This is a genomic window from Paenibacillus amylolyticus, assembly GCF_003719335.1.
GTDB lineage: Bacteria > Bacillota > Bacilli > Paenibacillales > Paenibacillaceae > Paenibacillus > Paenibacillus amylolyticus_D.
This window is the reverse complement of sequence record NZ_RIAS01000002.1, coordinates 427,646-448,312: the sequence shown is the minus strand read 5'-3', so window position 1 is coordinate 448,312 and position 20,667 is coordinate 427,646. Positions and strand designations below refer to the sequence as shown.

At 45.0% G+C, this 20,667-nt stretch carries 19 protein-coding genes; 2 read left to right on the top strand and 17 right to left on the bottom strand.

Translation table 11 applies throughout. From position 1 onward, the window contains the following. Positions 1-208: 208 nt before the first annotated feature. The 5 genes from htpG to EC604_RS05720 all read right to left on the bottom strand — a co-directional run bounded on the left by htpG (position 209) and on the right by EC604_RS05720 (position 6,393). Positions 209-2,092, bottom strand: coding sequence for a molecular chaperone HtpG (htpG, locus tag EC604_RS05735; RefSeq protein ID WP_123063209.1), 1,884 nt, complete (start codon positions 2,090-2,092; stop codon positions 209-211). A gap of 340 nt (positions 2,093-2,432) precedes the next feature. Beyond that, the gene (gene nikC, locus EC604_RS05730; RefSeq protein ID WP_123063208.1) at positions 2,433-3,332 is read right to left on the bottom strand and encodes a nickel transporter permease; all 900 of its coding nucleotides are present in this window, start codon (positions 3,330-3,332) and stop codon (positions 2,433-2,435) included. A gap of 143 nt (positions 3,333-3,475) precedes the next feature. Beyond that, positions 3,476-4,480 (bottom strand): ABC transporter permease, encoded by a 1,005-nt coding sequence (locus tag EC604_RS05725; protein WP_123063207.1) that lies wholly within the window; start codon positions 4,478-4,480, stop codon positions 3,476-3,478. Further along, positions 4,477-4,605 carry a hypothetical protein gene (locus EC604_RS30805; RefSeq protein WP_275670030.1) on the bottom strand — a complete coding sequence of 43 codons (129 nt, stop codon included), beginning with the start codon at positions 4,603-4,605 and terminating at the stop codon, positions 4,477-4,479. The genes EC604_RS05725 and EC604_RS30805 overlap by 4 nt, the downstream gene beginning before the upstream one ends. Positions 4,606-4,743: 138 nt before the next feature. Then, positions 4,744-6,393: an ABC transporter substrate-binding protein gene (locus tag EC604_RS05720; RefSeq protein WP_430538741.1), complete on the bottom strand. Its 1,650-nt coding sequence runs from the start codon at positions 6,391-6,393 to the stop codon at positions 4,744-4,746. Between the two features lie 1,021 nt (positions 6,394-7,414). Here EC604_RS05720 and EC604_RS05715 point away from each other — a divergent pair. Further along, complete coding sequence (locus tag EC604_RS05715) at positions 7,415-7,972, top strand: helix-turn-helix domain-containing protein (protein WP_123063205.1); 558 nt, start codon at positions 7,415-7,417, stop codon at positions 7,970-7,972. 30 nt (positions 7,973-8,002) lie between these two features. Beyond that, a complete protein-coding gene (locus EC604_RS05710) occupies positions 8,003-8,482 on the top strand; it encodes a YbaK/EbsC family protein (protein WP_123063204.1) in 480 nt (159 codons plus the stop codon). Between the two features lie 143 nt (positions 8,483-8,625). On the opposite strand, the gene EC604_RS05705 is transcribed toward EC604_RS05710, so the two are convergent. The 12 genes from EC604_RS05705 to EC604_RS05645 form a co-directional block, all read right to left on the bottom strand. Beyond that, the gene (locus EC604_RS05705) at positions 8,626-9,588 is read right to left on the bottom strand and encodes a glycoside hydrolase family 25 protein (protein ID WP_123063203.1); all 963 of its coding nucleotides are present in this window, start codon (positions 9,586-9,588) and stop codon (positions 8,626-8,628) included. 302 nt (positions 9,589-9,890) lie between these two features. Further along, positions 9,891-10,430, bottom strand: coding sequence for a phage holin family protein (locus EC604_RS05700; RefSeq protein WP_240036672.1), 540 nt, complete (start codon positions 10,428-10,430; stop codon positions 9,891-9,893). A gap of 219 nt (positions 10,431-10,649) precedes the next feature. After that, positions 10,650-11,150, bottom strand: a complete 501-nt coding sequence (locus EC604_RS05695) for a hypothetical protein (RefSeq protein ID WP_123063202.1) — start codon at positions 11,148-11,150, stop codon at positions 10,650-10,652. Between the two features lie 12 nt (positions 11,151-11,162). Next, the gene (locus tag EC604_RS05690; protein ID WP_123063201.1) at positions 11,163-13,784 is read right to left on the bottom strand and encodes a hypothetical protein; all 2,622 of its coding nucleotides are present in this window, start codon (positions 13,782-13,784) and stop codon (positions 11,163-11,165) included. Next, a complete protein-coding gene (locus EC604_RS05685) occupies positions 13,784-14,329 on the bottom strand; it encodes a putative phage tail protein (protein WP_123063200.1) in 546 nt (181 codons plus the stop codon). Before EC604_RS05685 ends, EC604_RS05690 begins: the two co-directional genes overlap by 1 nt. Beyond that, positions 14,326-15,384 (bottom strand): baseplate J/gp47 family protein, encoded by a 1,059-nt coding sequence (locus EC604_RS05680; protein WP_123063199.1) that lies wholly within the window; start codon positions 15,382-15,384, stop codon positions 14,326-14,328. Before EC604_RS05680 ends, EC604_RS05685 begins: the two co-directional genes overlap by 4 nt. After that, positions 15,377-15,790: a DUF2634 domain-containing protein gene (locus EC604_RS05675; RefSeq protein WP_123063198.1), complete on the bottom strand. Its 414-nt coding sequence runs from the start codon at positions 15,788-15,790 to the stop codon at positions 15,377-15,379. Before EC604_RS05675 ends, EC604_RS05680 begins: the two co-directional genes overlap by 8 nt. Further along, entirely contained in the window at positions 15,787-16,044 is a 258-nt protein-coding gene (locus EC604_RS05670) for a DUF2577 family protein (RefSeq protein WP_192895062.1), read from the bottom strand. The genes EC604_RS05675 and EC604_RS05670 overlap by 4 nt, the downstream gene beginning before the upstream one ends. Positions 16,045-16,050: 6 nt before the next feature. After that, entirely contained in the window at positions 16,051-17,061 is a 1,011-nt protein-coding gene (locus EC604_RS05665) for an XkdQ/YqbQ family protein (RefSeq protein WP_123063197.1), read from the bottom strand. A 13-nt stretch (positions 17,062-17,074) separates the two neighbouring features. Next, on the bottom strand, positions 17,075-17,773 hold the full coding sequence (locus EC604_RS05660; protein WP_123063196.1) for a LysM peptidoglycan-binding domain-containing protein: 699 nt from the start codon (positions 17,771-17,773) through the stop codon (positions 17,075-17,077). Continuing rightward, entirely contained in the window at positions 17,774-19,852 is a 2,079-nt protein-coding gene (locus EC604_RS05655; RefSeq protein ID WP_123063195.1) for a hypothetical protein, read from the bottom strand. Positions 19,853-20,051: 199 nt separating this feature from the next. Continuing rightward, positions 20,052-20,474, bottom strand: coding sequence for a phage tail assembly chaperone (locus EC604_RS05645; RefSeq protein ID WP_123063193.1), 423 nt, complete (start codon positions 20,472-20,474; stop codon positions 20,052-20,054). Positions 20,475-20,667: the final 193 nt, after the last annotated feature.

Sequence of the window (20,667 nt, the reverse complement as noted above, 5' to 3'; positions counted from 1 at the left end):
GCGGTTTCGAAAAGCAAAATCCGTCTGTCATGTCATCTCTTCTTACATCAACTACTGATGTACCACACTCTCTCTATTTATTATACCCTGCGAGACTAGTGTCTGTGCATAGAATTAAGAACCTCCATATATATGAAAACCCGACAGGCCAATAACGTCCTGTCGGGTCAAACTGCAAACTAAATTTTATATCTTATATCTAACAGACTTACACCATCACTTTGCAGATATCATTCGTAAACTCTACCGGATCTTGAATCGGCAATCCTTCAATCAGCAATGCTTGGTGATACAAGAGGCTCGTATACAAGCTCAGCTTCTCTTTATCCTGCGCAAAAGCGTCTTTCAACGATTTGAATACATCATGGTTCACGTTGATCTCCAACACTTTGTCCGCTTGAACATCGCCGCTGTTCGGCATAGCTTTGAGCACCTTTTCCATCTCGATCGTCAGTTCGCCCTCTGTGGACAAACATACGGGATGGCTGCGAAGGCGTTTGGACGCTTTCACCGCTTTGACTTTACCTGCCAATTGAGCCTGCATGGCTTCGAACAATTCCTTGTTGTCATTGTCCTGTGCTTCGTTCTCTTCCTTCTCTGCACTGTCTTCGATACCCAGATCACCGCTGGAGATCGATTTGAACTCTTTTTCCTTGTAGTTCATGATCATCTTGATCGCGAATTCATCGATATCGTCGGTGAAGTAGAGCACTTCGTACCCTTTTTCCAACACCCCTTCGATCTGTGGCAGTTTTTCGATCCGGCTGATGGACTCACCCGCAGCATAATAGATATACTTCTGATCTTCCGGCATTCTGGAAACATATTCATCCAAGCTCACCAGCTTGTTCTCTTTAGAAGACGTGAACAGCAATAGATCCTGCAATGTGTCTTTGTTTGCGCCATAATCGCTGTATACGCCGTATTTCAGCTGACGACCAAACGCTTGATAGAACTTCTCGTAGTTCTCGCGCTCGTCTTTGAGCAGGCTTTGCAATTGGCCTTTAATTTTGTTTTTGATGTTCTTCGCAATCAGGCTCAGCTGACGGTCATGCTGAAGCATCTCACGGGAGATGTTCAGAGACAGATCCTCGGAATCCACCATACCTTTGACAAAACCAAAGTAATCTGGCAACAAGTCGCCGCACTTATCCATGATCAATACACCGTTGGAGTAAAGTTCGAGCCCTTTTTCATACTCTTTGGTATAGTAGTCAAACGGTGTATTCTCCGGGATAAACAGAATCGCATTGTACACTACAGCGCCGTCTGCGCTAATGTGCAGATGTTTCAGCGGTTTGTCAAAACCGTACCGTTTCTCCATATAGAAGTTGGTATAGTCTTCTTCAGTCAGTTCGCTTTTATTTTTACGCCAGATCGGCACCATGCTATTGACCGTTTGTTCTTCCTTGTAATCCTCGAACTCGTTCTCCGTACCTTCCTTCGGACGGTGATTGGTCACATCCATTTTGATCGGATAACGAATGAAGTCAGAGTATTTCTTGATGATGGATCTCAAGCGATACTCTTCCAAAAACTCATCATACGAGTCTTCTTCGGTGTTTTGTTTAATTGTTAGAACGATTTCTGTACCCACGGTGTCTTTCTCCGCAGGTGTAATCGTGTAGCCGTCGGCACCTTCGGATTCCCATTTCCACGCTTCGTTGCTGCCCAGCGTTTTACTCGTTACCGTCAGCTTGTCCGCCACCATGAACGCCGAGTAGAAACCTACCCCGAATTGACCGATAATGTTATGGCCGTCTTTAGCTTCGTTCTCTTTTTTGAAGGCCAGGGAACCACTCTTCGCAATGACACCCAGGTTATTCTCCAGCTCTTCCTGTGTCATACCAATCCCGGTATCCGTGATCGTAAGCGTACGGTTATCTTTATCTACTGTCAGCTTAATGAAGTAATCCTCTTTGTTGAAGACGAGTGTGTCGTCTGTCAGTGCTTTGTAATAAATTTTGTCGATGGCATCACTGGAGTTCGAGATCAACTCTCTGAGAAAAATTTCTTTCTGAGTGTAAATGGAGTTGATCATCATATCCAGCAAACGTTTGGATTCTGCCTGAAATTCTTTTTTAATCGCCATGAATGAAGTGCTCCTTTCGAATTTGGGTATTGAATGATCCAGTTGAAAGTATGGGCGTACTGAGCCATATTTTCGATAAAACCATTCCATATGTAGTGGTGTGTATTCGTCACTCTGTTAGCACTCATATAGAAAGAGTGCTAAACCCTTCTTTTTATATAACATATGGGAAAATTGGGTGTCAATACAGAAAGGCTTATTTTAACAAAATGATTGATTTCACTCTGTAAAAAACGATTAAACTTCTATACGGACAACCACCCTTCAAAGTGTAACGCACTTGCTCCAGCAATACAAAAACCGCCACGAATGGATATTCGGGACGGTTGGGTGAAATCGGCTATTTCTTCGCCATCTTTGGATCAAGAGTGTCACGCAGGCCATCACCCATGAGATTGAAACCAAGTACCGTCAACATAATGGAGAGACCGGGAAAAATGAGCGTCCATGGTGCCTTTTGGATATACTGGCGTGAATCCGAAAGCATCTTGCCCCATTCCGGATCTGGCGGTTGTGCGCCCATACCTAGAAATCCAAGCGCCGCTGCCTCGATAATCGCTGTACCGATTCCGAGTGTACCCTGCACAATAAGTGGAGTAAGACTGTTTGGTAAAATGTGCCGAAACAAGATTCGTCCGTTGCCCGCTCCCAATGTTCGTGCTGATGTAATAAACTCCTCCTGCCGCAAGCTAAGTACACGCGACCGCACCAACCGTCCATACGTTGGAATATTCACGATGGCAATGGCGAGCAATGCATTCTGCAAAGAAGGGCCCAGAATTGCGACAATCGCGATCGCCAGCAAGATGCCTGGAAACGCCAGTAAAATATCAAACAGACGTGAGATCAGCATATCCGCCCATTTCCCATAGAACCCCGCAACCAGTCCGAGCAATGCTCCAGCAATAATCGAACCAATGACGGAAAAAAATCCAACCCACAACGATATTCGTGCGCCGTGAATCACACGCGAAAACACATCCCGTCCCAGGTCATCTGTCCCGAACCAGTGCTCTGCCGACGGAGCTTGAAGCCTGTCCTGTAACACCTGCTCTTTGTAATCATAAGGCGCAATATAGGGAGCAAGGAAGGCTAATACGATGAAAAAAACAATAATGATCAAGCCTGCCAACGCAAGTTGATTTCGCCGAAACGTCCTCCACGCCTCACGCCAAGGACCCGATCTACTCGCACTGGCTGCGTCAACGGTTTGTCCGGTATTGGTCGACAATTTGGCCATACAGGTTCTCCTTTGCTGAACTTAGATATGTTGAACGGGAAAATTCGGTGACACATGCACAGCCTAAGCTTCCGAAGCAACTTCTTTCACAAGGTACAAGGTTGCTTGCTTCCTTGCATGGGTATGCCTGTGAATCCGGTTTCCTATTTGTAGCTGATTCTCGGATCAAACACTGCATAGAGCAAATCGACAATCAGATTGATCAACACAAAAAAGAAAGCTACGATCAAGATTCCACTCTGAATCACAGGATAATCCCGTGAACTAATCGCTTCATATATATAACGCCCTACACCCGGCCAGGCAAAAATCGTTTCCGTCAGCACCGCGCCACCCAGCAGGGAGCCAGTTTGAATGCCGATGACAGTCAACACAGGGATAAATGCATTTTTCAGCGCATGCCCGTATACGACAAAAAACGGCCCCAATCCTTTCGCCTTGGCGGTACGAATATAATCGGAACTCATCACTTCCAGCATGCTGGAACGTGTCATGCGCGCGATCACAGCCATCGGGATGGTGCCCAGTGCTACACTTGGCAGAATCAGATGTTTGGTCACCGTCCACAGCTGATCCCAGCGTCCGGCAAACATCGTATCCAGCACATACAAACCCGTAATCGCCTCTACCGGATCACGTGCGTTCATTCGTCCAATAGACGGCAGCCATTGCAGTTTGTTGGCAAACAGCCATTGCTCCATTAACCCGAGCCAAAAAATCGGCATCGATACACCTACAAGCGCAATCACCATGCAGCAGTAATCAAACCAGGAGTTGTGCTTCCATGCGCTAACAATCCCTGCATTCACACCAATAATGACAGCAAACAACATACTTGCCATCGTAAGTTCGAGTGTCGCTGTCAGATAAGGCACGATTTCCTGGGCAATAGGCACCTTGGTGCGAATGGATGTGCCCAGATCCCCTTTCAGCAAGTCGCCTAGATAGGCGAAATATTGCTGGAACCAGGGTTTGTCCAGTCCGAGCTGATCCCTTAGAGCCTGTTTGGATTGTTCCGTTGCCTTTTGCCCCAGAATTGTCTCGGCCGGATCACCAGGTATGGCATGAATGATAGAAAAAACGATCAATGTCATGCCCAGCAAAACGGGCAGCAGTACCAGCACACGTTTGACAATATAGCTGTTCACTTCCAGATCACCTGCCCTAAAGGGTTCATCTGCATGATTTCAACTTTGGCAAAATAATAGAAATAACGCTGACGAACACGTATGCTTTGGCTCGTCACTACCCGGATGTAAAATCTAATAAGCATTGCATGTCCGCCAGCGCATAACTTGGTTTAACACTTGCGTTTAGTTTTACATTTACGTGGTCGTCTGCAGGCCACATTTGCGTTTTTTTATTACTTTTGGAACTTCACTACAACACTCTCAAGTTTCAGTAAACACACTTATTCAAAATAAGCCCCCACATACGATTCTGTTCCCAGCGGAGAGGTTACAAAACCCTTCAGGCTTGCTTTCCCGGCGAGAATCGGTGTGGTATGCACAAGTGGAATCCAAGGCGCGTCTTCTTTGATGATGACCTGAGCCTGTTTGTACAGTTCGGCACGTTTATCCTGATCCGTCTCTATTTGTGCTTTCGTGAGCAACGTATGCAACTCTTCATTTACATAGTAGCTGCGGTTGTTGCCTGGAATGGCGTCTTTGTCCAAAAGGGTATACAGGAAGTTGTCCGGGTCACCGTTGTCCCCTGTCCAGCCGAGCATGTAGAGATCGTCCTTCTCCCCGGCTTTGGAATCTTCCAGATAGGTCGCCCACTCCGGAGATTCGATGGTTGTTTTCACACCAATTTTCTCAAAATCAGCCTGAATCGCTTCGGCTACCTTCTTGCCGTCAGGCATGTACGGACGGGATACCGGCATGGCATAAAATGTGACCGGATCAGGCAATCCGTCAGGGAAGCCGGCTTCGGCCAGCAAAGCTTTTGCTTTTTCCAGATCATACGCGTAATCTTCGATCTCATCGTTATACCCCCACAGCGTAGGTGGCATCGGGTTCACCGCGGGCTCTGCCTGTCCAGCAAAGAACGCATCGATGATGGCTTGTTTGTTCACAGCATGGTTAAGCGCTTGTCTGACTTTGACGTTATCAAACGGTTTTTTCTTAAAATTAAATCCGATATATGCCACGTTGAACGGTGGACGTTCAATCTTCTGCAGCTCGCTATTGCCCTCCAGAATACTCAGATCATCCGGATTCAGGTCTTCCATAATATCGATCTCGCCATTTTGCAGTGCATTGAACCGAGCCGTGTTATCTGGGATGGAGCGCACGATCACCTTGTTCAGCTTCGGAAAACCTTCCTTCCAGTAGTTTGTATTTTTCTCCAGCGTGATCGAGTCATTCCGCTTCCACTCTTTGAAGACAAACGGGCCGGTGCCGACAGGCTCGCTCTTGAAGTTTTCTTTCTTCTCCTGAATGGCGGCTGGACTGCCAATGCCAAACGGAGTCATCGCAATATTTTGCAGGAAAGGAGCTTGTGGCTGGTTCAGGGTAAACTCCACTGTCGATTCATCGAGTGCCTTCACTTCCTTGATCACACGCGCGCCATCTGGCCCAAACATGGAATCATAATAGTCGAAGGAATCCCCTTCGAATTTATATTCACTTGCCGGATCGCTCCAGCGATTAAAATTAAACACTACGGCATCCGCGTTAAAATCAGTGCCATCGTGGAACTTCACCCCGGATTTCAGCTTAAACACATACTTCAGCCCGTCCGCGGAAATTTCCCAGCTCTCAGCCAGCGCCGGAACTACTTCGGTTCCACCCTCTTTGTAATCGAGGAGCGAATCAAACACCTGATGCCCGATCTTGAGGGATTCTCCATCCGTTACGATCGAAGGATCGAGCGCAACCGAGTCCCCGCCTCGTCCCATAATCATCGTATCCTGGGCGGCCGCTTCTGTAGGAGGATCATTACCTTCGGCAGGTGCTGGCGTACCTTCCCCACCTTCCTTGCTACTGGAGCAGCCAGATAACACAAGTACGGTACTCAGTGCCAAAGTCAGAAAACCGGACATCCATTTTTTTCTCATTCGCATACGATACAACACCCTTCCCTATCTCATAATGTGTGTGATGCTTGCGACCGAAAAACGGTACCTCTGGCCGTGTGTGCGATGATGTAGTGGCGATGCTAGCTAGTCATCAGATAATCCCTGGTTGTAATTCTTTAGATTCTTGTATCATCTATTAAAGGCTTTATATGCCTCTGATACCTGTGTTGGAGTGTTGAGAATTTGGAAACGAGTAAGTTAGTAGTGTGAGAGAGTACGTAGATGTAGAACCATTGAAAAAAATCTGGATCAACGGATTGCCGGCGTTTAAGCAAACAGCATGGAATTTCAAACAATAATAGACCACAAAAATAAACAGGATGGCGTAACAGCCTTCATCAAGTTATTCTAGGGAGCTTGGGTCGGTTATTTAGTGTATTAGGGAATTCATCTTCAACTTTGCAAGCTAGTGCAGTTCATCTATTTGAACCAAGGTCAATTCGAATCAGCGAATTTGTCCTTAAATGGGTAGACGCAAAGATCCAAAACATTCGCCATAGGCATTTTGTTCCGTGAGTTTGTCTTCATGAGGTGTAAAACTCGCTAGATTTACGGGTAGAAAAAGAATAGAACAGATCGACACTACAATAACTTTTCATGTTATGGTTTTGTCATGATGAGGAGGTTTGTGTATTAAATCGTGGTGAAAAACATTTTCGTGTAACTTACTTTACATCACATTTACCAATTAGACAAGAACTTTACAGACATACGTTTTTAACAATATTACACGCGTCAGAATTAGTGACATTATGTATAAAAAAGGAACACAGATCGACATTAATCGCCCATGTTCCCTGCTTTCCTCCAGGTTCAGATCTGTTCTATTTGTACAGCTGACTCATTGAGACTTAACCATAGACGGATCAAATGTTTACTTATAAGTATGTCATCAAATGTTTAAAATAACGGGCAATTTAGCACAATACAATGTTTGCGAAACGTTCTATATAATGATATATTTGTATAGTATAACGAACAAAATAGAGGGGGTTACTTCTTGAATGCTATACACATCAGGATAGGAAACAACCTGCAACGTATTAGAAAACATAGGCAGTTAAGCTTAGATAAGCTTGCTGATTTAACAAAGGTTAGTAAAGGTATGCTTCATCAAATTGAGCGAGGAGAAACGCAGCCCACAGTAACAACCGTATGGAAAATTGCTACGGGACTCAATATTTCGTTTTCATCTCTACTTAAAGAGGATGAGGCAGTAGTATCCATTGCAGCTCGAAAAGAAATTCCAGATTTAACAGAAGACAATGGAAATTGTAGAGTATACTTAATGTTTCCGTTTGACCCCCAAACACGTATTGAAATGTTTACGATTATTCTAAGTCCTACTTGTAACTATGTCTCACTCCCACACAATGATGGGGTTCAAGAGTACATCACAGTTATCTCAGGAGTGTTTAATCTACAGATTAAGGATGAAATATACGCCTTACCAGAAGGACAGGCTATAAGATTTGCAGGCAATGTTGAACACCGTTATATAAATAAATCGGACGAAGATGTAACGATACAGGTTGTTATGTATTATGCGGAACCTTAATTGCATGTAATCATTAAGGAGGGATACACGTTGACAAGTCAACTTAAAGATAGTGCACAACAGGTTCAAAACAAACTAATGGAGTTCGGATATGCAAATAAAGTTATAGAACTACCTGACAGTACACGAACTGCACAGGAAGCTGCCGATACGATAGGTTGCGAGGTTGCACATATAGCTAAATCAATTATCTTTCGACTCAAAAATAACGATAAACCCTTATTGGTTATAGCCAGTGGAGTAAATCGAATTAATGAAAAACAAATTAACACCTATCTGAATGACAGTATAGGAAAAGCTGACGCTGATTTTGTACGTACACACACAGGATTTGTTATTGGAGGCGTGCCTCCTTTAGGACATATAGAGTCAATTATCACTCTTATTGATGAAGACTTGTTACAATTTAAAGAGATATGGGCAGCTGCCGGACATCCAAGAGCAGTGTTTCAATTAACACCCGAAGAATTAGTGCAAATGACAAAAGGGCAAGTAATCTCTGTAAAATAAATTAGTGTTAACTTTCTTTTATTTCGCTAACGGGAAACGATACATTTTCAAAACGAAATAGGAATGTGAGTTTGTAGATGGTTAAATTGGAAGCATAAGTTTGCCAAAAGGCAAACTTATGGGTTAAGTCTCACTCATATCATTTACTTTTTAAACAAACCTCTTCGATGCATCACGGTGATAAAACGATAAAAATCGTAGCTCGCTCCATTATCAATACTGAAAAGCGGGTTTTTGGGGTCATAGGCCAGTGCGGCATCTACAGCAGCTTTCGCCCAGACAGGTACTTCCATCAACTGACGTGCCTGCAAACGGTCAACCTGTGCTTTGAGCGCATCAAACGCGGCTTTCTCTTCGGCTGTCATCGGTTCGCCCCCTTTCGGTGGTACAGTTGGCGGATTTGGATTGGATGGATTCGAAGGCGTGGTCGGGTTCGTTGGATTCGTAGGATTTGGGTTTGGCGTAGCTACTGTATATCTCGCTCTAAGCTGTGCCGCTGTTCCCTCGAATTCATTCATATCCACGTTGCCGCTAATGCCGTTTACCTTGCCCGAATCCGTATATTGCCAGAACGTCCAGCGCTTCCATGCGAGCTGAGCATCAGGCACCCGTGACGTGCTGTATCGCGCAATCCACAGATCGTAGGAACTCAGTGAAGTATCGAAATTGCCGGCAAATGCGTTGCCTGTGTATATGATCGGTTTTACACCTGTGAGACGTTGGATTTCTGTTAAAAAGGCTTTGGCTACCGTATTCATCTGGGCTTTGCTCAGATTGCCGGGGTTATTCTCGTAATCCATAACCGGTGGCAACTGTAGGGCTCTGGCTCCTCCGATCTGGTTCAGCGTATTGGCATAATGTGCTGCTTCAGCTTTCGCAATCTCGACAGACGTTCCGCGGAAGAAATGATAGGTTCCCACCATCATGCCCGCCGCCAACGCACCGTTTACATTTCTCTGAAAATTCGGATCGACATATGTTCGCCCTTCGGTTGCTTTGATAAACACAAACGTCATGCCGCTTGCCTTCACCTTGGCCCAGTCGATATTGCCTTGGTACCTGGAGACATCAATGCCCTGCGTGTTGCCTGGGGTTCTATTTTGCAAATTTCTCACACCCTTTATTCGGCTAGTTGCCGTTTGTATATAGTTAATGCGGACGGGTTAAAGATTGCTTGTGTGCGTGTCCCTTGTTTTATGATGCTATGGGATCATAGAGTAACGAGGATTTATAAGATGCATAAAGTGATGACTGGAAGTAAAGAAAGCACCCATCACGGGTGCTTTTCTTATTTTTGCTGCTACTTAGCAATTCTGTCTCTTATTTGTTCTTAGCATAGCGTTTAGTAGCAAATCAAGCCCACTCTATATTAAATCGTTCTGATTCAGACGGTTCTAAATCATCCATTCTAACTGCTTATCTTAACATCGGAATTCTCTTGATCCGTCGCCATTTCTTTGGATTGTTCATTTCCAGGAGGATGATCATTCTCGCCTTGGGAATGATCTAATGAAGGAGGCGTATGTGGCAATGGAGTAGATAATGCATCTTCCCCCGCCTTTCCTTTAAGCACTTGAATCGCCTGCCGGATGACTGGCGGGATCGGAGCTCCCAGCTTGCCCCCATTTTCAATAATGGACAGCAACTCATTCGCGATATAAAAAAAGGCGACCGCATCCCTGAACAAATGTCCGTCTCCCAGAACACCGTCCACCAGATGAGCCACCGATACCATTGCAAATATAAACACCTTTCGGGCGATGCCAAACAGCCCAACATTACTTTCAAGTTTGCCCGTCATGCCCGCCGCCGCAATACCTGTTAGGTAATCGAGAATGACAAAGACTAGCAACACGCCGAGCACTCCTGACCAGCCTCCAAAGAAGTAGGATGCCGAGCTGCTCATCAGTGCGATTCCCCATTTCCATAGGGTGTCCCATCGTTCCATGGCTTCACCTCCTTTTGATTGAATTCATTAAAAACACTTATTTTGTCCTTAATTATCTATATTGGCTGCTTCCAGTAACACAGCAACTTGACCTCGACTACTCTCTGGAACTTGGTGCAGCTCAATCAATTTTTTATTAATCATCATTACGTATACAGCTAACATAGTCTCACCTCTCCTTATAAACATCACAGGCTAGTGGATCGCAAACCTTCATACTTATCCCTCATTTGGCGGCACCACACTAAGTACAAGCATGTGTAATTCCATTAAAGCCAGTTGATTGGCGTTACTTTCCTCAGCTAAACGTTTGTTTTCCGCTTCCGATTCTGCAAGGCGCTGTTTTAAAAGATCCAGTTCAGACAGTTCCTCCGGTTGCGGCTTAGTCAACTCGTCGATCTCTTCCTGGCTTAGTCCTTCCACCCACAGGTCAGGAAAAATTTTCTGCGGTTCCACCTGCACAGCATCCTGATATGCTTCCCAAGCTGCTAAGTCAAAGCGCGGGTGAAACAGACCAGCAGGAACAGGCACGCCGACCAGATACCCGGCAATCTCCGGCTCTATTTCTTCCTCCAGCGCTTCCGGTTGCTCTGCCTGATCTGGATCAAATATCACAGGTTCCTGCTCGGCATAAAAAGGGATGACACCACTAAAGGCATCGTCCACCAATTCGTCCTCTAAATAGAGTCCGTCTGTATTTACTTTAGGTACGGCTTTCATGTGATACCTCCTTTATTGTTCAGCTTGAAACGAAATTGAATCAAGTGAGTATAAGGTCGTACTCCCCCCATACGGCTGCACATCACCATTAGCATTAACGATAATCCGTCCTAAGACCTGACCGCTACCATCGGTGGAGTGAGCTACAAACTGCATACTCATATTTTTCGGTCGGTAACCCGGTGGCAATTTCAGAAGTATAGAGTTAAGCGCTCCGCTTTTGATCATACCTTTGAAGCGCACAATCCCGTTACTGTCTTTGTAATACCCGACTGGCAGTGTATCGTTGTAAATCACCCACCCATTAAGCAATGTAGGCGTAATCCATGCAGGAGCGTCCTTCTCGGCCTTCTTGCTTTCAAGGACTGATATCCGTGTCGTGTTCTCCTGCAACGTTTTGACTGCATCCAGTAACAGAGACTTTTCGTTCTCTGCATACGTTCCGGTAATGTCTACCGTTGGATACTTGTCCAACATCAGGTATGTGACACTGTAACTGGCTGATGGATCGTAATTAATCCCATCAATTCGAGCCTTTTCATTACCATTTGCATTTACAGTATTCGAGTACCATCTTGGATCACGGATACTATCCTTGTACACCGCCAAAATCTTTTTAATTTTATATTTATTTGGATTGCCGATATCACCTATAGCGACAGCCGTAGGCAAATTATTGTTAATAGGTGCATGTTCTCGCAGTACAATGCCTGTGCCTGCCTCTACTTGATTATCCCCGTCAATAAACGTCAATTGCCCCTCTGACGTGATCGGTTCGACGACTGGCGTAGCGAGCTGGTATAGGAGTTGGTAAGGAGTATATCCAACGTCGGGCATTGTTGGTAATGTAGTCGTTGGAGTTGATAAGCTTTTAATCCCATACCAGCACTTTACACCCGATCCATTGTAAGCGGGAAAGCCTGTTACATTCTCGGCCATTCTGTATCCCATGAAATAAGCCTTAATTTCATCAGAGGTCAGGTTAGTATAGCTGTCTCCCCACCCACTATCCACGTTTGAAATGGAGATTTGGAAATTATCGAACACCCCGTTAGCTCCAGACGATCCAATATTTAAATTATCCGGTGCGCTGTTTACGGTAGCATAATCAGTTTCTTTTATAACCTTCCCCTGATACTTTATCAAAACACCTGAACCGTCAACAGCGAGTGGCTCCGGAAGCATTGCATTAACAACCTTATAACCAGAACCACTCCCCCACAAGACAAAATTTATTGCACTATCTAGTACAACCTTACGCCACTTCGCCAATTTATAATACCGACCATCACGTTCAAAAACGCTATCAGGGTTTTCTCCCGTATCTGGATTGGCGTGTAGCTCAGTTTGTAGTGCGAGAAAAGAGTCTTCGCGTGGTTTAAACATCATTGCTGACGTACCTAAGTTTAAACACGGATTCTTAAAAGTTGCAGTTCCTGTTGTCTCGCTATCAAAACCGATAACAATACGTACACTCTTCGCGTTATCAGGGGTTTTAAAGCTATTCCCTAATGTGAACTTCCCGTTTGCCTTTGCATAGGGAGGCATATTAAACGACGTTATGGCATTATTATCTTCATCGTAGCACCATCCATTCCAATAAACTCCAGCTACTCCATTACCGCCAAAGTTAGTCACGTCTACAGTAATTGAAAACGTATATTCCGTAGAGGGAGCTACGTTTACAGTACTAATGAAATTGCTAAAACCTATCGCACTGCTTGCCTTTGTCATTTTAAGTTGGTAGGGTGCCTCGATCTCACTTGGACCTGCTATTGCTGTTTCACTCCACTCATAAAATGGGGGTAATAAGTTTTGTCCATATCGAATGGCATACGGATTCAAAACTGGTTGAACACTATCGACGTAAGGGTAATTACATGCAATCTGCTCCGTTGTCATATTTTCGAGTGCAACATACTCTGAGGCACTAATTTCGTAAAGTCTAATTGCATCAATATACCCGGAACTTCCAGATGCTCCAACAACTTGACTAACAAAAAAAGTGCTAATATCGGTAGAAATGCTATATGCTCCCCATAACGTACTGAATCTTTTGCTATTACTTGAAGTAACTTTCCCTTTGTTCGGGTTAAGTTCATTTAAGTACATACCTACCAATTCTCCAGATATCAGCTTTGCTGAGGAGAGAACAATATAATACTTCCCTGATTTTAAATTAATAGGGGATATCGATAATGCTCCTGCTGGCATTGCCGTTGTCGTAATTTTCAAAGATTGATTTCCTTGTACTTTGTTAGATGTATCAGCCGTTATTGTAGATTGATAAGAGTTTACTAAGCTTGCTTGTTCACAACCTCCAGCACGCCCCAGCAAATTAACCAATGTTCTCCCCTTAATGCTCGAAAGATTAAACGTTGCCTCCTGATTAGCACTTACTACATTTACGCCAGGCTGTAATGTAGCAGCTCCTCGTTTATCTGTATCCAACCTCTCTTGCAAACTACTTACCTTCGTTGCTGTTTCTTCAGCCTTTTCCCCCATCTGCTCTGCAAAATCATCAATCTTCTCCCAGTTCTGATCCAGATACTTGTCCAGATCAAAATAGGTTGTTGATGGCGAGGAACGATCGATTTTATACAACCCTAAATTGGGTGTTTTTGGTTCACTCATTACGCTCCACCTCCTGCTAATTTATCCTGCCGGGTTTGTTCCATCTCACTCAGAGTCATTCTTTCAACCTCGGCAATGGTCAGATACCGCAAACGGTACTCGACGGTCATGTGAGCCGGTTTAATATCTTCGATCGCTGCTTTTAGATCGTTCAGATTAGGTGGCAGTCCCAATGTATCGATAAAACGGATCAAGATGCGATACTCGCCTGGATTAACGGATACATCAATGCCCCCGTTTTCGTACGCCTGAGCTACATTTTTGAGCATGGAGCCTGAAACTTTACCGCTACCACGCATTTTGGAGATGATGACAGACCTTCGTTGATCATCCGGTTTGGCACGATTGGTCGGAATCTGCAAATCCTGTTCATATCGCTCCAATGCCCACGTTGCGGATTCCGGGTAAAACTGCTGCAATACATCTTCCACATCGGCTGCAAGCTGATCTAGTTCAGCCCCTTCCGTCTGTGTCAGCAACTGCATCTCCAGCACATTTTCGTAGAGCGGGGGCAAAAGGTTCATCAGTACATCTGCTTTACTCACGTCACCTTCACCGTCCCAAGCACAGCAACAGCTCCCGGTGTAATCTCCAGATTGGACATGCCGCCGTTGACCAGCAAATTGCTGTAATCGATTACGGGCGGAATATCCAGAATGACATTGGCAATCCGTGTCCAGCGAACGAGCGGATCAGCAAACGCCAACTCTTTCAGATACGCTGTCACCCCTGTCTCAATCAAAGATTTCACACCCTCGTATGTTGATCCTGAAGCAAGTGTAACCTGCACCTCAATATGAATCGGAACTTCTTCTGCCCCTACGACGGTGACAATAGGGCCAATCGGCGCTGCCCCTTCCCCCATGCCATCCTGCGAAGGATCGATATATTGCTGCACAGCCTCGATGACTCCCTCCGCAGGAGCATGCATCTCATTGTTCAACAATGCCACCTTGACTGTACCGGGGCCATTCCAGAGCGGAAAGGCCTTCGCTTTGCCAACTCCCGAATTCTCCCGCGCCCACAGCTCATACTGATACTTGTTGGCACTTGTGATCGGACGGGAAACTTTGTCCTGATAACGATCATACAGAGCTTGATCCGTCTCCTCGTCTTCACCTGGAACAAGCAGTTTGGTTAATCCCGCGGTGGTCAGGCCTGCAATATAATCAATGGGTAACAGTGTCCCGGTATACTCGTTACCTTCCGCACCAGCAATCTCACATTCGAGCACATATTTCCCTGCGGTAATTCGCTCCACCGCTCTATAAACTCGTTCTCCTGTCGAAAAACGACTCTCTGATGGAATTTCCACAGGTTTGCCCTCTTGATCTTGAAAACTTGCAGACCAACGCGCCTTCGTAGGCGGCTTGCGAGTAATACCTGACCACGCTACTGCCTGATCCAGATATTCACCTGAAGCGGTATCAGCAAACTTCAGATTGGCGTTAGTATCTAGCTCAATATACATCTGGGCCATCTCCACGGCTGCTGGCGCGAGGGCATCATAGATGATGCTGCCCTCCCGCTTATCGACACCATCGGGCACTTTATCCAGCATCCGGTTCAAAATGACCTCAAATGTCTCCTGTTCATACATTCATATTCACCTCCGTCTCTTGCCTGAAGTTACCAAAATCCGTTATCACGGTAAAAGAAACCTTAACGCCATCCGGCTCATGGGCGTACTCAAATTGGGTTACTTCCGAAATACGGTCGTCTGGAAGCAATGCTTCCTGAATCCAGCGCTCCAGTTCGGATTCAACCATGGATCTCCCGGAAATGCCTTCCCAAGACCATTCCATTCCATAATCAGGCGAATAGATCAAATGTTCATAACGACGTGTCGATAAAGCTTTGTATACCGCTTGCTTAACCGCTTCTTTTCCCTCCAACTGAAGCCTGCCAATCCGTTGTCCAGATGCTTGCAACACATAGGTCAGGCTAGGAAGCACCGAAACTTCTTCCTGATTTTCTTCTCCAATTTGAGAACCTTGTGGAATCATGGCTTCACCAGCCGATCCAGTACAACATAACTGTCTCCGCCCTGCACACGAAGTAATAAAGCCGACTCACCGATCGTCCAGTTTTTTTGTGCCACCGATTCTGTGAGTACAAGAAAAGGATCACTCAGTGCAAGCCGCTGTTCCACGGTAATCTCCAAAGGCTGTGTGTTCGTTACAGTTCCGTACATAATCTGTACGGGAGATTTGGCATCTACGGCGGCTATTGCCGCCTTTTTAATCACATCAAGCATCATAAATGGCTACACCACCTTCAAATCCAGGGACATGGTGTGCACACCCCCCTGTATCTTGTGCGTGCACTCGTCCACCAGAAAATATTGATTGATCTTCAATTCATCGATCTGAATATTGACAAAACTCCCGGCTCTCACCTTGAAATCGCCAAGGGCATCCACCTTTAACTTCTGTGTCTCCCGGTTACGCAAGGTCATCAGCGTTTTCAGCATGTTATCAATTTGACCTTTATTCAGACCATCGTCCGCTTTTTGGTACAAAAAAAGCAGCCCCCATTGACGGATGCTGCTTGAATTCTGATGCACAAACGTCTCCCGTTTGCCTGTATCCTTGTTATCCCGGTATAACTTGATCTTGTTATAAGTCTGGTCGTCGATCGACCGTGTATAGCTGTAGTCCGTCAGCAGACTATGATCCCCGATAACAAAGCCATAGGGCATCTCTTCGACATCACGAAGGACAAGTTTGCCGAAATCATCATAAAAGATATAATTTGTGCCGCCATAAATCAGCGTCCGATCCAACGCTTCACAGATCATGTCAATCAGCTTTTTATTATCGAAAAGCATTCGTGGAATGGCATAACTTGGCTGCTTCAAATCCCCCGTTTTCAACTGGAAATCCGTCGCAATCCGCTTGATGACATCCGCTACTGTTGCGTTAACAAACTGATACGTCTGATTTGCGGTTAGATATCGTGTCTGGTCATAGGCTTTGATCTTTACTTTTTCGTCCTTGCCGCTGTCGACAGAAAAGATATATCCGTAAAATATTCCCTGTTTTCCATGAGTGTACCTCACTACATAACCATTCTCATAGCTAAACTTTCGATGCTGAAACAAGCTGCCCTTAATCAACGTGAATTCGAGAGAGGATGGCTTGCCGATACGTGAAGTTTTGTACGTAATCTCGCCAGCAATGTCGCTGATGTCCCAGATGTTCCCCTGTTTGTCATCCAGCAATAGTTGCTCCTTCTCAATGATCTGTCTGTTGTCCAGATGGATCTCCTGCTGCATATCGTCTCTCCTTTCACGGAAGCTTGATGACAAGTCCAACGGGCAGCTTCTTGAGCTGTGCGTCTTTGATGCCATTCAGCTTCTGCAACTCTTTCCAGCGTGCTCCATCACCCAGATGAGCTTTGGCAACAGACCATAAGGAGTCTCCGGCTTTCAGCGTGACGGTCTTGGGTTTTACTTTTTCATCCGGCCGGGAAGCTTTGGTTTTCGTTTTTGAAGCATCAGCCTTGTTCTGACTGTTCTTCAGTGGTACTACTTTTTGGGCAGCATAAAAAACATACTGCTTCAGCTTGATATCATATTGCACGTCGCCCACCGTACCCGCTGTCTCCTTCCAATCGAAGCTCTCAATGGAGACGGCCATGTTGACCGTGTATCTTGCACTGGAAAAGATTAGCCTGACGGGACGCCCTGTCTGCATCCAGCGGATAATAACTCTCACGTACTCATACGGGTCACGGTAAAACTCATTCTTTGCATTCAGGTCTGTTGCGTCATATTTGTAATGGTATGGACTGTAATCTGCCGGAAAAATGCCACTGAAGCTGACTTCGCGTAGTTTGGGGGACTTAATCACATTGATCTCCCCTAGACGACTAACGTTAAACGTGCTTCCGTCCCCTGCATCTGAAAACTCAATACTCTCCGGTATAACCGGGAAATAAATATATTCCGCGCGATTGTTGAAGCTAAGCTGTATCGAATAGCTCACTTATCCATACACCCCCTGGGCATTGGAGACGATCTGACTGTTCATTTCTTCGGTAATTTTGCTAATGATACTGTCCACATCATGTCCGCTATTGATATCGCCTGTCGTCACCTGCACCGTTGGCGTCAGACTGACGAAGCGCTGAATGGCCTGCATCTCGGCAAGCTCACGCATCAGTTTCAGATCCTCACTCGTTACATCCACCGTGCCATCCACATCACCGATTTTGTCCACCTGTCCGATATTGTTAATCTTGTTGAGATTACTCATATTGTTCATGTTGGCGGGAGCAGGTGTCGTTGGCATCGATGGCATGGGAGGTATTTTTGGTTTAAAGTCCTTGCCAAAGCCCCCGGGCAATTCATCAGAAGTTTGGGAAAATGGATTTTTAGTGTTAGCCACCAAGTCATGGCCTTTCTTAAACCCTTGGTCAAATGAGGTCTTAAAATCTGCTGACGCATCCATTCTCCATAATTTAACAACATCTTCTTTACTCTCAGGAACACTCGCTTCAAGATCATTCATTAGTCCTTTGATCTTCTCACTCATCGAGTGAATATTAGCATCTGATACAAGTTCAATTCCCCCCCAGTCTGTACCAAAAATTTTATTCAGGTAAGGTATAATCTTATTAATGCCCTCAATTATCCAATTGATTTGATCCTTGAATCCTATTGCGAAATCTTCTACCCCTTTTGTTATGTTGTATAAGATTTGTAAAACAATAAGCCCCATGTCAGCAAACAACTTTTTGAAAGCATAAGTCGGATCTTTGAAAACATTAATGACGAACTCGGCCCAAGATATAAAATAATTCAGAATAGATGCGAAAATTGATTTCATATGCTCATAGACCATATAAAAGTAACCAATTATTGTGCCGACCATATCTCCAGCGGTGAATCCACACGCTTGCAAAATATAGATAAGTACTGCAATAGCGCCGATTACAAGTAATATAGGCCAATTAGCTGCTGCCAACATAAAAAACTGAGCTATAACAACACCGAGTGTAATAATAAGTTTACCTAGCAGAACTACAGCAATAGCTGTCAAAATAGGCGCAATAATATCCCAGTTTTCTTGCACAGCTGTGGCGAAATTTATGAATCCATCCACAATAAAGGCGATGACCTGAGCGATGATCGCAAATGCTCCACTAATCCATTCAATAAAACCGCTGAACTGTCCTGAGCTCATCGCTTCGTTCAGTCGATCAAGTACTGGAGAAAGTACCTCCAACGCTTTTGTACCGACCTCAGCCAGGATGCTATTGAACTGGTTCACAAGAGCGGTCCATTTTTGCAATGGAGAATCCAGCATCGTATCAAATGCTTCTTGAGTATACCCTTGCATTTCAAGAACCAATTGCAGGCCCTGGATAAAGCCATCCAAATCTTTCGTTTGAATAAATCCTTCCAAACCTGCACCACTCAATGCACTCTCGGAGATACCGAACTGACTAGACAAGTCCTTGTTTTCTCCATTCATTGCACTAAGGATTGCTCCAGAAGCATCAGACAGACTTTTGCCATCTGGTGACAACATACTTAAACGTTCGGCAAGGTCATTTAACTGCTCTACTTGTCCTGCATTCTGTGCCATTGGCAAATAACCAAGGGAAGCCTTAAGCGAATCATTCACATCTTGGCCTTTTTTAGAAGCCTGATCTCGGAATTTATGATAAATCCCTTCACCAACTACCGGATCTTGAGCAGCAACCATATAACGATATTTAAAGTCTTCTTCTTCAGCCGCCGCTTTTAACACGATGGTTCCAGCCGACTTTATCATTTGCAGCCACTTGGAGAGCTTACTTAAGTTATCTCCGAGTTTATCCGTTGTATCATCAGCTGTATCCTCCAACTTTTCCATCAAGTTAATGGTAACATTCATCTGCTGATTCACTTGATTAAAGTGATTGGCAATATTGGTTTGATTAAACTGATTCAAGTTAATTTGATTCATCTGGTTGAAATTATTGATAATTTCTGTCGTTTTCAATTGGACCAGATTCAAATTATTGATCAGATTATTAATCGTCGGAGGATTGATTACCGTTATGCTTGTGCCCGACATTCATTCCCCTCCTTCCTTCATTATTTCTTCCGCGTGCGGCTTCTCGCCCGCTCTTTCTTCTCTTCCTCCACCCTAACCTGGATCATCGCATAGATCGCTGCCCGTTCTCGCATGGAGAAGGCCATTAGCTCATGCGGCAAAATCTTTAATTCATGGAGAGCGTAATAAGCCAGATTGGCTTCGGAATCGCCCTCTTTGATTAGTTTTTTACGTCATCCACCAGTTCGTTCATGTCCTGATTAAAGCCATTCAGCTTCTGTACCTGTTCACCGAGTGAAGCAAATTCCCCAGGCAACAGCATTTTTCGCAAAAGTGACTCTGCACCCATTACGCCGTAGGAGCGCTGCAATTCGGTGTTTTTCAAATCCGGGTATACCACGCTTGCCGTCATCAGACGAGCCATGTAATCATTGGCATCAATGTCAGGAGTGTAGACACCATTCTTGCCCTTGATTTTGCGGGTAGCTGCCTTGCGGCATTCCTGGTTCTCGTCCTCGGTCATGCTGCGCAATTTCCATGCTACCGGTGCACCTTTGTCATCTTTGAAGCGAGATGAGACGATAAATTCCTCCGTTGTATCTGCTACCGCGTTTTGTGCAAAAAACATACTCAATCCACTCATGTTTAGTTCCTCCTCTTAAGTTAGGGCTCCCCGCCGCATAGAGCGGCGAAGAGCATTTATACTGGGTTATTTACAAGCAAAGCTCGGTATGTTCAGAGCGACTGCCTGAAAAACTTGGACACATCAAATAGCCCGTAACACAGGCAAGTTGAACTGGTTTCTTTTACAAAACCGATGCTCGACTATTTATTGT